The following is a 12,696-nucleotide window of genomic DNA, read 5'->3' on the forward strand; positions in this document are numbered from 1 at the left end:
GTGTCTCGAGCCATTGCCTGGCACCTTTCGTTTATCGGAGCGGGACTTCTATGGATCGCCGGTCCGGCATGGGGGGCTGCCCGTCCGACCCCCGACGACAGCCTTCGGCTTGGACCGGCGGCGTCCATTGCCGAGGTCCGAGTGGATGCGAATGCGGACCACGTTCCGGACCGGAGGGGAGAGACCGTGACGGTGGCGGGGCGGGTCACGGCGGGGCGAGGGCGCCTGGCCGTGTCCCGGCCCCGACTGGTTGCGGTTCAGGACCGTACGGCCGGGATCCACGTGCGTCTGCCCGACAGCCTGGTCGTGGAGCGGGGCGACAGCCTTCGCGTTCGGGGAGTGGTGACGCACGCCTACGGGCTGACCCGACTGCGGGGGGCCGAGGGGCGGGTTGTGGAGGCCGGGGCCCGCACGCCGGCCCCGCTTCCACTCACCGTGAACACAGCGGCGGGGGAGCAGCACGAGGGCCGGCTCGCCCGCGTTCGAGGGCGCATCGCCGGAAAGGGGACCAACCGGGGGGGCGACTACCTGCGCCTTCAGGCCCAGGGGACCGCGTCGCCGGCGCAGATTGAAGTGTTCGTGGCGGAGCGGCACGGAGACCGGTTCGGGCTGGATCGCTTCGCAGAGGGCGACGCGATCGAGGTGACAGGGGTGGTGGGCCAATACGACTTTGAGGCGCCGTACGACGAGTACTACCAAATCGAGCCCCGAGGCCGGGACGATCTTGCCCAGGTCGGGTGGCCCTCAACCTATCTCCGAGCAGCACTCCTGATTCTTGCGGGCGGAGGGCTCGTGGGCGCGATTGTCGTGATTGGGCTTCGGGCGGCCGTCCAGCGCCGCACGCAGGAGCTGGAGGAAAGCCGGGCCCGCTTTCGTCGGCTGGCGGAGGCCACGCTTGAGGGCATCGCCCTCCACGAGACCGACGGAACGATCGTCGACGCGAATGCATCCCTGGCCCAGATGATGGACACGGACCGGGAGGCCCTGATCGGGAAGGACATCACCGCCCTCCTCGCGTCGGCCCCGTCGGTTCATTGGGACCGGGCCGAGGGGAGGACCGACGCCCCGGTCGAGACCGAACTGGTCCATGCGGGCGGCACGACGACCCCGGTCGAGGTCGAAACGCGGACCGTGACGACCGGCGACGAGCCCGTTCACGTGTGCGCCGTGCGGGACCTCTCCGAACGGAAGGAGTGGGAGGACGAGATGCTCCGTGCGAAACAGGAGGCCGAGCAGGCGGCTCGGCTCAAGTCAACCTTGATCCACAACATGAGCCACGAACTCCGCACGCCCATTACCACCATCACGGGCTACGCGGAAGTGATCATGGAGGAGGCCGAGGAGCCGCACCGGTCGTTTGCCCTTCAGATTCGGGAGAGCGGACGGCGCCTTTCGGACACGCTCCAGTCGGTGCTGGACATGGCGCAGATTGAGTCCGGCACGCTCGAGGTGACGGTGCAGGAGGTGTCGGTTCCGGGGGTGGTCCGCGACGTCGTCGACCGGCATGCGCAGGCGATCGAGGACAAGGCCCTCACCGCGGAGCTCGACGTGCCGGAGGACTGTGTCGTGGCGACGGATCGCGCGCTCCTGTACCGCATCCTCAACAACCTGGTCCAGAACGCCGTCAAGTTCACGGAGAAGGGGAGATGTCAAGTCTGGGTTGAGCCCGTCGCGTTTGGGGTTCGCATTCACGTGCGGGACACGGGTGTCGGCATCGACCCCGCGTTTCGGCCGCATCTCTTCGAGCCGTTTAAGCAGGAGTCCGAGGGGGTGGCGCGGGAGTACGAAGGGACCGGGTTGGGCCTCGCCCTCACGAAGCGCCTGGTGGACCTGCTCGGGGGCGCCATCGAGGTGGACAGCGCCAAGGGGGAGGGCAGTGCGTTCACGGTCGAACTGCCGTCGTTGACGGAGGCGGAGGCGTCCGCCCCGGCCGTCGCCGAGGGGCCGATGAACTGACTGGGGCGTCGATCCGGCGCAAAAGAGCTAGGGGGCGAGAAACCGCCGCACAGGGTCGACGAGCGCCGGCCCCAACTCCTCCGGCACGTAGTGGCCGACCGAGGGGTAGCGGCGCACGGCGGTCCCCGAAACGACGTTCTGCCAGCGCCGCAGGCACGCCTCAGTGCCGAACGCCGGATCGGCCATGCCCCAGCACAGGAGGGCCGGGCAGTCCCGCAGCCGGTGTCGCCGCGTCCACAGGGCCCGGAGCCAGTCGGCCTCGGTGCGGAGGGCCCGGGCGAAGGCCCAGCAGGCGTGTCGGCGCGGCCGGGAGTCCAGGGCGGCGGCGTAGTCCGTAATCCAGTCGTGTTGGGGGCCGCCGCCGGTGGTCATCGGCATGACGATGCGCGCGAACGCATTGCCGTGCTCGACGGCGAGGCGGCCCGCCGGGGTGGCAAGCAGTCGGCTTGCCCCCTGCAGCAGTGGGCGGTGCGTGAGCGGCCACGCCCAGGTGTTCATCAGCACGAGGCGCCGGACGGTGTCGGGGTGGCGGAGGGCGTAGGCCATGCCGATCGGGCCGCCCCAGTCGTGCAGCACGAGGGTGAGATCCGAAAGGTCCAGTGCGCACAGCAGGCGCTCCACCAGCACGGCGTGTGCGGGAGGGCGGTACGAGAAGCCTGGTGGGGCGGCCGAGCGGCCAAACCCGAGATAATCGGGCGCGATGCACCGGTGGTCCCGCGCCAGGTCGCGGAGGAGGTGGCGGTAGAGGCGGGCGCTCGTGGGGTTGCCGTGGAGGAAGACGACGGGCGGCCCGCTGCCCGCGTCGGTGTAGGCGAGCGGGCCGGCCGGGGTCTGAACGGTCCGCGTGGCGTCCGGGGCGGTCGGGGCCGAAGGCATGGGACGAAGGGGATTGGGCCGGCGGCGGGCTTAGTCGAGCAGCGTGGGGGCCGACTCGTACTGGTCGGCCACGGCGCGGGCCTCCGTGGCCATCCGCTCCCGGAGCGCGCGCGGCTCCAGCACCTGGGCGTGGCGCCCCCAACTCAGGAGCCACGGCATCACCTCGAGCACGTGATCGACGTTCAGGGTCAGCAGCAGGCGGTCGTCGGACAGATGCTCGCGGGACTCCACAGCGACGGACGACGGGACCTGCACGGCCGCAGCCGCCTCGTCGGCGAAGACGACCCGGACGCGCCGTTGGGACGGGGCCGCCGGGCCCTGCGAGCGCGCCCCGTAGCTGGCCGGGCGCTCGAACGTGGCGTCCGTCATGTCGAGGCCGCGGATGCGCTCCAGGCGCAGGTGAACCACATGCTCGCGGTCGTGGCCGTACCCCACGAGGTGCCACGCGCTGCCCTGTCGCACCAGGCCGTACGGGTCGATGCGCCGCGTACTGGGGCCATTGTCGGACGCGCCCGCCAGCGTGGCCAGCAGGGTCCGCTCCTCCACCAGCGCGTGGCGCGCCTGTCGCAGTAGGCCGTCCTCGGTCGAGTCGCCAAAGACGTTGGACGGGATCAGGGACACGCTTCCCCGCAGGGAGAGCACACGTTCTCGGTCGTCGGGCGGGAGCACGTCCTCAATCTTGTGCCGGGCCGCTCGGGCCGCGGCCTGGTAGCGCCCGCTGAAGTTGCGGGCGGCGTAGGCACTGCCCAGGACGAGCATCACCGCCTCGTCGCGCGTCAGTCGGATGGGGGCGAGCAGGTAGTCGTCCGGCAGCCGGTAGCCCTTGCCTGGCACCCCCTGCAGCGGCACGCCGGCCTCCACCATCGCCTGCACGTCGCGGTACACGGTTCGCTCGCTGACGCCGAGGGCGCGGGCCAGGTCGGTCGCGCGCGTCCAGGCGTCAGGCTCTAGTTGCAGCAGAATGGCGGGCCAGCGTTCGGAGGGCGTCATGGGCGAGGGGGCGGCGTCGCAACGGCTACGTGGACCCGCCAAGATAACCAAATTGACGCCGGACTTTCATCCTCCGGCTATCGGCGTTCTTCGGGCAGCCGGACGCCCGCCGCCACGTACGGGCGCGGCAGGGACGACGGAGAAGAAGCCTGCTGCGTCAGGGCCGCGATTCGATCGTCCGTCTCCTCGCTGAGCGCATCCAATCCCAGCCGCGTCCGGGCCGTGCGAAGGAATTGGGCGCGAGCCTCGTGCAGGGCCGACACGCACCCCCTCACCGCCTCCGACGAGGCCTCCCCGCTGGCCTCCTGGGCCTCGAGCGTTTCCCGAGCGTCCAGCAGCGCGTCGACCAGTTCCTGCGCGCGACGAATCGTGTCCTCCTCCAGCACAGCGGTTGCCTGGGTGAGGGCACTTGTGCAGTCCCAGAGGTGCTCGTCGGCCTCCTGCTTGACGTCGAGCAGCGTCTTCCCGTCGAGTGGTTCGCGCAGCGGCGCCCGCCCGCACTCCAGCCCGGGGGCGTTCCCCTTTCCCGGACTCATCGAGGACGGTTTGGTCGAGGCCGAGCCGTTCTCCGAGAGCTGCGTCCCCACCAGAAGGCGCGTTTCGTAGGCACGGAGCGACGCCAGGGCCGACGAAATGCATTGGTCGATCGCACAGACGTGTTCGATTCGTTGCTGAAGGGCCGTCGGGGCGGGCGCGTGATCGGCGTGCCTGTGCAACATCCATCCAATCAGGACCCCCACGAGAGGCCCCGACACTGCCATCAATGCCGTCACGGAGCTGTCGGTGCTATTGTGATCGTAACACGAAAAATATGCCCAAAATGGCGAATGTTTCCAAATTTGTGCCGCCAGACTGGTCAAACGCACAAAAAAGTTTTGCTCAAGGTGTCAAGTGGGTACTGTGAAGGATATGTGCAGGGAAGCGCTTCTGATTGAAGATGCACGGCCGGGCGTCCATGAAGGGCATTGGGGACCGAACGTCGTCGAGCCTGGCGGGCGACCTAAGACGACGGCTCTACCGCCCAGACAAACGTAAGGAGCGGCCGCACATCCCGGGCCATGCGGACGACCTCCCCCGCAAAGTCCGGGGACTGGAGGGCCTCCTCCGGGTAGTCCCGCTTGACCACGTAGTTTTTCCACTTCAAGTACGGGGCAATCGGGGTGTCCCGGTAGTCGCTGAAGCCCTTCGGCATGCCCGTGAGGGTGTCCTCCATGCTGTGGACGGGGAGCCCCCGGCCTTTCATCTCGTCGAGCAGCTCGAAGAACCGCTCCGGCTCCGCCGCGATGCGCTCCCGGACGGGGCGGAGGTACGAGACGCTCGGCTGATAAAAGCCCGCTCCCAGAAAGCAGTAGTCCGGCTCCACGTGCACGTAGACGACCCCGTTCTCGTCGCGCTGCCCCGAGCGGTCGAACACGCCGCTGACGTGCGTCTTGTACGGCGTCTTGTCGTCGGTGAAGCGCATGTCCCGGTAGATCCGGAACCGAGACTTCTTGGGATGGGCGGTCAGCGGAAGATCCGTCTCGGCGAGGCGCCGCGCGTCGTCGATCAGCAACAGCTCCAGCGGATCCTTCAGTTCCGCCTCGTAGGTCTCCTTGCGCGCCTTGAACCAGCCGCGGTCGTTATGGTCGGCCAGGGCGCGGAGAAACGCGAATGCCTCGGGGCGGAAGCCCGGGAATGGGGGACGAGATAGGAGCTCAGCCATCGAGGGGAGTTGCCGGGAAATGTGGAAACGAGAACGCAGAACGGTCCACAAATCACCAACGAGTCGGGCGGGACCGTTCTCCAGTCCCCTCTCCCCGTGGAAGCGAAGGCGTGGGACCTCGCGGTGCGCGCGTCCTTCGAGATTGTCGCTGCTCCCCCGGAGGGATTACGTCCCGAGGTCCATCTCCGCCACGATGGACTTCATTCCCGCCTCGAATTTGTTAGCGCCGCCCTGGGAGGGATGGCGCACGTAGGTGGGATCGGCACCGACCTCGTCGAGTGCGCGTTCGCCCTTGCGGCCCACGCCGACTGTGCGGTCGGGATCGAGCGCATCCAGCACCCCGCGCAGCAGGTCGTGCCAGTCCCGCACCTCCGAGCGGCGGGGCGTGCGGATCGAGAGCGGATCGTCGGCGTCGTGCGGGTGGAGGGGGAGGCTGTTCCAGACGAAGAAGTGGGGGAAGTGCGGCTGCAGGACGCGCCAGAAGATGGACGCGCTGTACTCGGTGATCGGCACGTCCTTCTGGCTCGTGGCCGTCCCGCCGATCGGAAAGTCCGGATCGGTGAGCTGCGCTTCGCTCGTGACGGGCACCCCGGAGAAGCGGCAGCCCCAGGGGCCGGGGGCTTCGAGCAGGAGGAAGAGCCGCGGCGGCACGTCGAAGCACGACAGGTACCGCCGCAGGTTGTCGCGGCGATGGGTGGGGGCCTCGGGCACGTCGAGGTCGTCCCGGCGGTCGCGGTACGGGTTGAACAGCTCGTCGGTGGAAGCGGCCGGAAAGACGTGCGTCTCGAAGAGGTCCCAGACGGCGGGGAGCATACAGGGAAAGGGGGCGTGAGGGGAAACAGGGAAGGGCAATGAGAGGGCGAGACGCCCGGGAAGCGACTGCCTCAGGTCGCCCTTCTGGATGCCCGTCGGGCGTGCCCGTGCTACGCAGAACTAGAGGAGGCGTCGACGCGGGGAAAAGCAAAGTCGGCGTAGCCCATCTCGGCGGTGCCGAACCAGCGGTACGCGTCCTCGCGGGCGTCTTTGTAGGCCTCGTAGATCTTGCGGTACTGCGGATTGCCGGCGGCGTTGTCCTCCAGAAGCTGGGTCGTCACCGTCTGGGCGCGCTCCATAACGCCATCGGGAAAGCGGCGGAGCGTGGTGCCTTCGTCGAGCAGGCGGTCCAGGGCCGCGGGGTTTCGGTGGTCGTATTCGGCCATCATCCGGACGTTCGCCTCGGCGGCGGCCGTTTTGAGGGCCTCCTGGTACTGTGTCGGAAGGCTGTCGTAGGCGTCCCGGTTCACGTAGAACGTGAGGGCCGGCCCGGGCTCCCACCAGCCGGGGTAGTAGTAGTACTGGGCCACCTCGTGGAAGCCGAGCTTCTCGTCGTCGTAGGGCCCTACCCACTCGGCCGCGTCGATTGCGCCCCGCTCCAGCGACGGGTAGATCTCGCCGCTCGGCAGCACCTGCGCGTTGACACCCATCTCGCTCATCACGCTGCCGCCCATTCCAGGGATGCGCATCTTGAGGCCGTTCATGTCGTCGAGGGCGTTTACCTCCACGTTAAACCAGCCGCCCATCTGCGTCCCCGTGTTGCCGCCGGGCAGGTTCAAGATGTTGAAGTCGGCGAACAGGTCGCGCAGCAGGTCCATGCCGCCGCCGGAGTAGACCCAGGCGTTGTACTGGCGGGCCGTGAGGCCGAACGGGACGGTGCAGTCGAACGCCAGCGCGGGGTTTTTCCCAATGAAGTAGTAGCTGGCCGAGTGCCCCATCTCCACAGTGCGGTTCTGGACGCTGCCCAGCACCTCGAGCGGCGGCACCAGCTCGCCCCCGGGATAGGGAAGAATCTCGAAGTTCCCCCCGGTGAGCGCCTTCAGGCGCTCGGAGAGCACCTCGGCCGCGCCGTAGATGGTGTCGAGGGAGCGGCTGAAGCTGGAGGCGAGCCGCCACCGGACTTGCTTGTTGGTCTGCACGTTGGGGGCGCCGTCGCTCGCCGACGATTCGCCGTCGCCGCAGCCGGTCAGGAGGCCGGCCCCGGCGGCGCCGAGCAGGGCTTTTCGGGTAAAGTCGCGCCGTTCCATGAGGGGGCGAGGTCAATGCACAGGGCGTGTGAACGGGGCCGTTTAGTATAGGAGCCAATTCACCCCCTCGCAACCACATGTCTGCGTCAGGCCTCCCACAAGGGCTGGGGAGCCGGAGCTACAGCAGGACGGCGCGATGCATGGAAACGTGATGCGTGATGGGCGTTCTCAGGGGCCACGATTCCTGCATCCCGTCTCACTCCTCGCGGTGCGGGCGGAGCGGGCGCATCACGACCTCCGAGATGAGGTGATTCGCCGGGGCCTCCAGCACGTGCTGGACCGTTGCGGCGACGTCGTCGGGGTCGAGGGGGTTTTCGGTCATGTCGACCCCTGCCACGTCGAAGAAGTTGGTCTCGACGGAGCCGGGGTAGAGGCACGTCACGCGGATGCCGTCCTCGCGCACCTCCTTCATCACCGCCTCGCTAAAGCCGCGCACGGCGAACTTGCTGGCGTTGTAGGCGCTGATGTTGGGGTTGCCCAGGAGGCCCGCGATGGAGGCGATGTTGACGATGTGGCCGCCGAAACCGGTCGCCTCGTTCTGCTCCCGCATGCGGGGGACCGCCTCGCGGGTGCAGAGGTAGACGCCCCGCACGTTGGTGTCCATCTGCACGTCGAAGGCGTCGGTGTCGAGGTCGTCGACCGGGCCGAATTGCCCGAGCCCGGCGTTGTTGACGAGCACGTCCAGCCGCCCGGCCTCGTCGTCGACGGTCTCGAAGGCCGATTCGATCGCGTCCTCGTTCCGAACGTCGCACGAGACGGGGACGAAGGCGGAGCCAAGGTCATCGTGCAGCGCCTGGAGCGCGTCGGTGCTCCGGGCGAGGCCGCAGACGGTGGCGCCCTGGTGTACGAGGGTGCGGGCGATGTGGGCACCGAGGCCCTTGCTGGCGCCGGTGACGACGGCGACGGCGTCGGTCAGATCCATGGGAGAGGAAGGATTGGGAGACAGTTGGTGATGCAGTCTTCTTCTATCGGTCGGCTCCGGGCGGGGTTGCCGCTTGGGGCGTGATTACTTCGGGAATGGAGGGGTGGGCTGCACACCTGGGGCGCGGAGGCACCCCGCCGAAAGCGGCCTCGCGGCCTGCAGGGCACGAGACGGGCCCAACCGACCGGTCGTCCCGTGCCGCGCCGCCGCTAGAACATGTCCTCCGGCATGTCCACGTTCACCTGCACGCTCTGCACCTCGATGGCAATCGGGTTGCCGGACATCATTTGCTTCATCATCTCCATCTGGCCGCCCATCATCTCTTCCATCTGCTTGCGCTGCTGCTCCGGCAGCTGCTTCATCTTCTCCATCGCCTGGCGCATCTGCTGGCGCTGCTCGGCGGAGAGGTTCGCGTTGAGCTGGATCTCCATCCGGTGCGGCAGGGTGAGGCCGTCGGTCGTCTGGTAGTTCTTGAAGCGAATGGCGACGGACGACGGATTGGGGCCCTGCTGCCCGGACGCGGCGGTTTCCATGACCATCCGGGCGGGCACGTGCCGCTCGGCGTCGACGTAGTAGGTCATGCGCGTCGCGTTCCCGCTCATGTCAGGGTCGACCGCCGAGGGGGTGTCCACCCGCAGGACGTGGCAGCGCAGGCCGTCGATCGTTTCGGTGCCCGCGTAGGTCGCGTGCTGCCGGAGTCGGTTAAACTGCATGCCGTAGGCCGCCGACGGCGTGGTGTTGGCGGCGAACGAGGAGGTCCCACTGCCCTTCATCTGCGTCTGGGTCCGGTAGGTCGGGCGGCCGTCCTGGGTGACCTTCTGGTTGTAGGCGGTGTAGAGGTTGGTCTCTACGATGTACGTGTCGACCGTCTCGAGCTGCCGGTCGTAGGCGGCCTGCATGTCGTCGACGACCGACGCGACGGACTGGGCCGACGCCGGACCGGCACCGAGGAGGAGAGAAAAAACGAGCGAAAGGGCGACGGGGAACGAACGGCGGCGCAACATGGCGGCGTGGAAGTGAGTCAGGGGATGTGTGTCGCAGGTTGGTCTGCCCGACGAACGTTGGCGGGTAGGGTGCGGGGAGAACTCCTCAACACGATCTCAATACGCCCGGTCGCATTCCAGGATTCATGAGTCACCACGACGTGGACGCGGAGAAAGAGATGAATCGGCTGCTGGCGGCGGGAGGGACGCCGCCGGTCCAGACCGATCCCTTTACGATCGGCGACGTGCGCCTGTCGCCCGAACGCATCGTCGGGCTGCTCCGGCCCCACATGCGGGAGCGGCGGCTGGACCGCATCCAGACCGTCGTGGCCAACCGGACGCGCAGCGTGGTGCCGGTGGTGGAGGGGCTCGTGAACACCGGCAACGTGAGTGCCGTCATGCGCTCGGCGGAGGCGCTGGGGCACCAGGACATGCACGTGGTGAGCGGCGAGCACGACCGGTACAAGCACTCCCAACGCACGGCCCAGGGGGCGCAGCACTGGCTCGACGTGTGGCACTGGGACGCGCCGACCGCCTGCGCGACGCACCTCCAGGACGCCGGCTATCGCGTCGTGGCCATGCACCTGCACGCGGACACGGTGCCGATTCGGGACCTCGACTTTACGCAGCCCACGGCGCTCGTCTTCGGCAACGAGGACGCGGGGGTGACCGACACGATGCTCGAGGCCTCGGACGCGGCGTGCGAGGTGCCGCTCCCGGGCTTCACCGAAAGCTTCAACGTGTCCGTGGCGGCGGCCGTGGCCCTCTACCACGCCCAGCAGGATCGCCTCGACCGCCAAGGGCACCACGCCGACCTCAGCGACGAGGCGCGGGCCCGCCTCGAGGCCCGCTTCTGCCTCCGCAGCGTCAACAACGCCGAGCAGATCATCGAGCGGAAGCTCGGGGACGAGGGGCGGTCGTAGGCGGTGGGACCCCGCCCCGGACGGGCAACGCGGCTACCTGGACTGCGCCGTCTCTGCCTCGGCCGAGCCGGCGAGCGACTGGAGCTGGCGCCGGACGGAGGCGTCGGCGCCCTGCCACTGCGAGGCGAGGGCCGATCGGGCTGCCTGAGCCGCCTCCGGCCGATCGGCCCGGGCGGCCGCACGGGCCTTGCCCCAAAGCGAGCGGGCCCGGGCCGGATACCGCTCCAGCGTCGTCTCAAACTGCGTGAGGGCGTCGGCCGGCCGGTCGAGCGCGAGGAGCGCCTCGCCGTACAGCTCGGGGGCGGGCTTCGCGGGGAAGGGCGGCCCGAAGTTCAGCGGCCGGTCCGTTTCGAGGGCCGTGGCCTCCTTGAGGTGCGAGAGGGCCTGTTCGTCGTCGCCGGCCTTTAGCGCGATCAGCCCCTCCAGCTCGAGCACCTGAATCCGAAGCGCCTCCGACGGGTCCTCGCCCAGGGCCGACTGGGCCTTCTCCAACGCCGAGCGGGCGGCCGACAGAGTGCCCTGCTGCGCGGCGGCGAGGCCCCGGCCCGCGTGCAGGGTGACGGCGCCCCGCGCGTCGAGGGCAGCGGCGTCCACGGCCATCGCCTCGGCGAGGGCGTCGTACCGGTCCCAGTGCTCCGTCTCCACGACGTAGGCGACCGGCATGTACCAGCGCATGTAGTCCGCGTAGCCGGTTTGCACCCGCGAGTCGGTGGCGTGCGTCCGGGTCGTGTCGAGGATGGCCCGGGCGTCCGCGTGGCGGCCCTGCTGGAGGCGCGCGTAGTGGAGCCAGTGCAGGGCGTGAAAGCCGCCGCCGCTCAGGCCCTCATCGGCCGCCGTGCTCTTGTTTTTTGCCGCCCGGTACGAGTCGACGTTCGACGAGGCGCCGCGGGCCCACTGCCCGAGGGCGAAGAAGATGTGGGACGGCATGTGCAGGGCGTGGGGGGCCGCCGGAGCAATGTCGGCGTACACGCGGGCGGGGCGCAGGCCGAGCGGGGCGTGCACCGGGTCGTCGTAGGCGTGGATCAGGTAGTGGGCCGCCCCGGGGTGCTGCGGGTTTGCGTCGAACACCTCCTCCACGATCGACGCGGCGCGCATGTACGTAGCGAAGTCGCGCCCCTCGTGGGCGGTGCCCAGGATGGACAGGGCGTGGAAGGCCTGCGCATCGAGGTCGTCGGGGTACTGCGCGGCGAGGTCCGCCATTGCGTCCTCGTAGGCGTCGTCGCGGGCCTCTTTGTCCATCGGGGCCTCGTTCCCGGCGCCGTAGAGCACGTGCAGCGTGCGGAGGTAGGCCGCCTCGCGCTCGGTGGCGGCCGCGTCCAGCTGGGCATCGGGCGTGGGGGCCAGGTCGCGGAGGGCCTGGAGCGCCGCCTTGCGGTCCTGCTCCATCCAGATCGGATGGTTGTGCGTCATCGCCTCGCCCCAGTGCGCCATGGCGAAGTCGGGGTCGATTGCCTGCGCCTCCTGGAAGGCCGCGCGGGCGTCGTCGTACTCGAAGCTGTGGAGCATCAGGAGGCCGCGCAGGAACGGCTCCTGGGCCGCCTCGGCGCCCGAGTTGGCAAACTCAGTGGTGCCGTACTCGGCCGGCTGGGCAAGGGCCGGACCGGCGAGGAGGCCGAAGGCGAGAAAGAGGGCGGCACTGCGGGCGAGACGGCGCATCGCACGGGCGGCGAAAGGGAGAAAAATGATGCATGCACTGCCTACATCCGCCCTCCGTAAAGGTTCGAGGGGGCGAGTGGCGCGCCGGACGGTAGGAGCGGGCTCTATCCGTCGGCGGGGCCCACCCGGACCCATGTCAGGTCGTCGCGCGAGACGGCAATCCGGCCCTTCGCGTCCACGAACCGCTCGGCGCCGTCGGCGGGGACCCGGAAGAGGTCGATCGGGGCCGTCCGGTCGGCTGTTTGGGCGGCCCGGTCCACGGGATCCCGCACCGCGTCCAGGGACCGGTCCCACTTGCTGAAGGCGAGGTGCGTGTCGGGGTAGGCGGTCACGAGGTACTCGGTCTTGTCCGGGCCCACGGCCCCGGCCTCGCCCCAAAACTGCGGCCGCCCCCGCCGCCGGTCCATCGCCACCACGTCGGGCTTGTACTTGTCGTCGACCGCGACCTCGACGTCCAGGTCCGGATAGTGGGGCAGGTGCAGGGCCCACAGGAACGCCTTCATCCAGACGTGCTCGATGCGCTCCTGCTTGCGCTTGACGAGCACAATCTGTTCGTCGTGGGCACGCAGCGTCAATTTGCGGCGGAGGTGGCGCATCGGCAGGGGCGTAGAAGAAAAAGAGCACCGGG

At 69.1% G+C, this 12,696-nt stretch carries 12 protein-coding genes; 2 read left to right on the top strand and 10 right to left on the bottom strand.

Annotated elements, in window-relative coordinates:
- Positions 1-1,956, top strand: a complete 1,956-nt coding sequence (locus SRU_RS04605; RefSeq protein ID WP_237701955.1) for a sensor histidine kinase — start codon at positions 1-3, stop codon at positions 1,954-1,956.
- A gap of 27 nt (positions 1,957-1,983) precedes the next feature.
- On the opposite strand, the gene SRU_RS04610 is transcribed toward SRU_RS04605, so the two are convergent.
- From SRU_RS04610 to SRU_RS04645, 8 genes are all read right to left on the bottom strand, one after another.
- The gene (locus SRU_RS04610) at positions 1,984-2,832 is read right to left on the bottom strand and encodes an alpha/beta fold hydrolase (RefSeq protein WP_011403636.1); all 849 of its coding nucleotides are present in this window, start codon (positions 2,830-2,832) and stop codon (positions 1,984-1,986) included.
- Positions 2,833-2,862: 30 nt separating this feature from the next.
- Positions 2,863-3,822 carry a helix-turn-helix transcriptional regulator gene (locus SRU_RS04615; RefSeq protein ID WP_011403637.1) on the bottom strand — a complete coding sequence of 320 codons (960 nt, stop codon included), beginning with the start codon at positions 3,820-3,822 and terminating at the stop codon, positions 2,863-2,865.
- 77 nt (positions 3,823-3,899) lie between these two features.
- The gene (locus SRU_RS04620) at positions 3,900-4,583 is read right to left on the bottom strand and encodes a hypothetical protein (RefSeq protein ID WP_221231568.1); all 684 of its coding nucleotides are present in this window, start codon (positions 4,581-4,583) and stop codon (positions 3,900-3,902) included.
- Positions 4,584-4,822: 239 nt separating this feature from the next.
- Positions 4,823-5,524: a DUF2461 domain-containing protein gene (locus tag SRU_RS04625; protein WP_011403639.1), complete on the bottom strand. Its 702-nt coding sequence runs from the start codon at positions 5,522-5,524 to the stop codon at positions 4,823-4,825.
- Positions 5,525-5,689: 165 nt separating this feature from the next.
- The gene (locus SRU_RS04630) at positions 5,690-6,337 is read right to left on the bottom strand and encodes a uracil-DNA glycosylase (protein ID WP_164923531.1); all 648 of its coding nucleotides are present in this window, start codon (positions 6,335-6,337) and stop codon (positions 5,690-5,692) included.
- A 110-nt stretch (positions 6,338-6,447) separates the two neighbouring features.
- A complete protein-coding gene (locus tag SRU_RS04635) occupies positions 6,448-7,584 on the bottom strand; it encodes a TRAP transporter substrate-binding protein (protein ID WP_011403641.1) in 1,137 nt (378 codons plus the stop codon).
- A 196-nt stretch (positions 7,585-7,780) separates the two neighbouring features.
- Positions 7,781-8,506: an SDR family oxidoreductase gene (locus tag SRU_RS04640; RefSeq protein ID WP_011403642.1), complete on the bottom strand. Its 726-nt coding sequence runs from the start codon at positions 8,504-8,506 to the stop codon at positions 7,781-7,783.
- Between the two features lie 209 nt (positions 8,507-8,715).
- Complete coding sequence (locus SRU_RS04645) at positions 8,716-9,510, bottom strand: hypothetical protein (protein ID WP_011403643.1); 795 nt, start codon at positions 9,508-9,510, stop codon at positions 8,716-8,718.
- Positions 9,511-9,635: 125 nt separating this feature from the next.
- Here SRU_RS04645 and SRU_RS04650 point away from each other — a divergent pair, with 125 nt between their 5' ends.
- On the top strand, positions 9,636-10,412 hold the full coding sequence (locus SRU_RS04650; protein ID WP_118826254.1) for a TrmH family RNA methyltransferase: 777 nt from the start codon (positions 9,636-9,638) through the stop codon (positions 10,410-10,412).
- 33 nt (positions 10,413-10,445) lie between these two features.
- On the opposite strand, the gene SRU_RS04655 is transcribed toward SRU_RS04650, so the two are convergent.
- Both SRU_RS04655 and SRU_RS15465 read right to left on the bottom strand, forming a co-directional pair.
- Positions 10,446-12,068: a hypothetical protein gene (locus tag SRU_RS04655; RefSeq protein ID WP_237701957.1), complete on the bottom strand. Its 1,623-nt coding sequence runs from the start codon at positions 12,066-12,068 to the stop codon at positions 10,446-10,448.
- Positions 12,069-12,172: 104 nt separating this feature from the next.
- Positions 12,173-12,664, bottom strand: coding sequence for a hypothetical protein (locus tag SRU_RS15465; RefSeq protein ID WP_237701959.1), 492 nt, complete (start codon positions 12,662-12,664; stop codon positions 12,173-12,175).
- Positions 12,665-12,696: the final 32 nt, after the last annotated feature.

Source organism: Salinibacter ruber DSM 13855, assembly GCF_000013045.1.
Taxonomy (GTDB): Bacteria; Bacteroidota; Rhodothermia; order Rhodothermales; family Salinibacteraceae; genus Salinibacter; species Salinibacter ruber.

Coding starts and splice junctions, on each gene's coding strand:
- SRU_RS04625 (WP_011403639.1), bottom strand. CDS start 5,524: ATGGCTGAGCTCCTATCTCGTCCCCCATTCCCGGGCTTCCGCCCCGAG.
- SRU_RS04640 (WP_011403642.1), bottom strand. CDS start 8,506: ATGGATCTGACCGACGCCGTCGCCGTCGTCACCGGCGCCAGCAAGGGC.
- SRU_RS04650 (WP_118826254.1), top strand. CDS start 9,636: ATGAGTCACCACGACGTGGACGCGGAGAAAGAGATGAATCGGCTGCTG.
- SRU_RS15465 (WP_237701959.1), bottom strand. CDS start 12,664: ATGCGCCACCTCCGCCGCAAATTGACGCTGCGTGCCCACGACGAACAG.
- SRU_RS04620 (WP_221231568.1), bottom strand. CDS start 4,583: ATGGCAGTGTCGGGGCCTCTCGTGGGGGTCCTGATTGGATGGATGTTG.
- SRU_RS04645 (WP_011403643.1), bottom strand. CDS start 9,510: ATGTTGCGCCGCCGTTCGTTCCCCGTCGCCCTTTCGCTCGTTTTTTCT.
- SRU_RS04630 (WP_164923531.1), bottom strand. CDS start 6,337: ATGCTCCCCGCCGTCTGGGACCTCTTCGAGACGCACGTCTTTCCGGCC.
- SRU_RS04635 (WP_011403641.1), bottom strand. CDS start 7,584: ATGGAACGGCGCGACTTTACCCGAAAAGCCCTGCTCGGCGCCGCCGGG.
- SRU_RS04615 (WP_011403637.1), bottom strand. CDS start 3,822: ATGACGCCCTCCGAACGCTGGCCCGCCATTCTGCTGCAACTAGAGCCT.
- SRU_RS04655 (WP_237701957.1), bottom strand. CDS start 12,068: ATGCGCCGTCTCGCCCGCAGTGCCGCCCTCTTTCTCGCCTTCGGCCTC.
- SRU_RS04610 (WP_011403636.1), bottom strand. CDS start 2,832: ATGCCTTCGGCCCCGACCGCCCCGGACGCCACGCGGACCGTTCAGACC.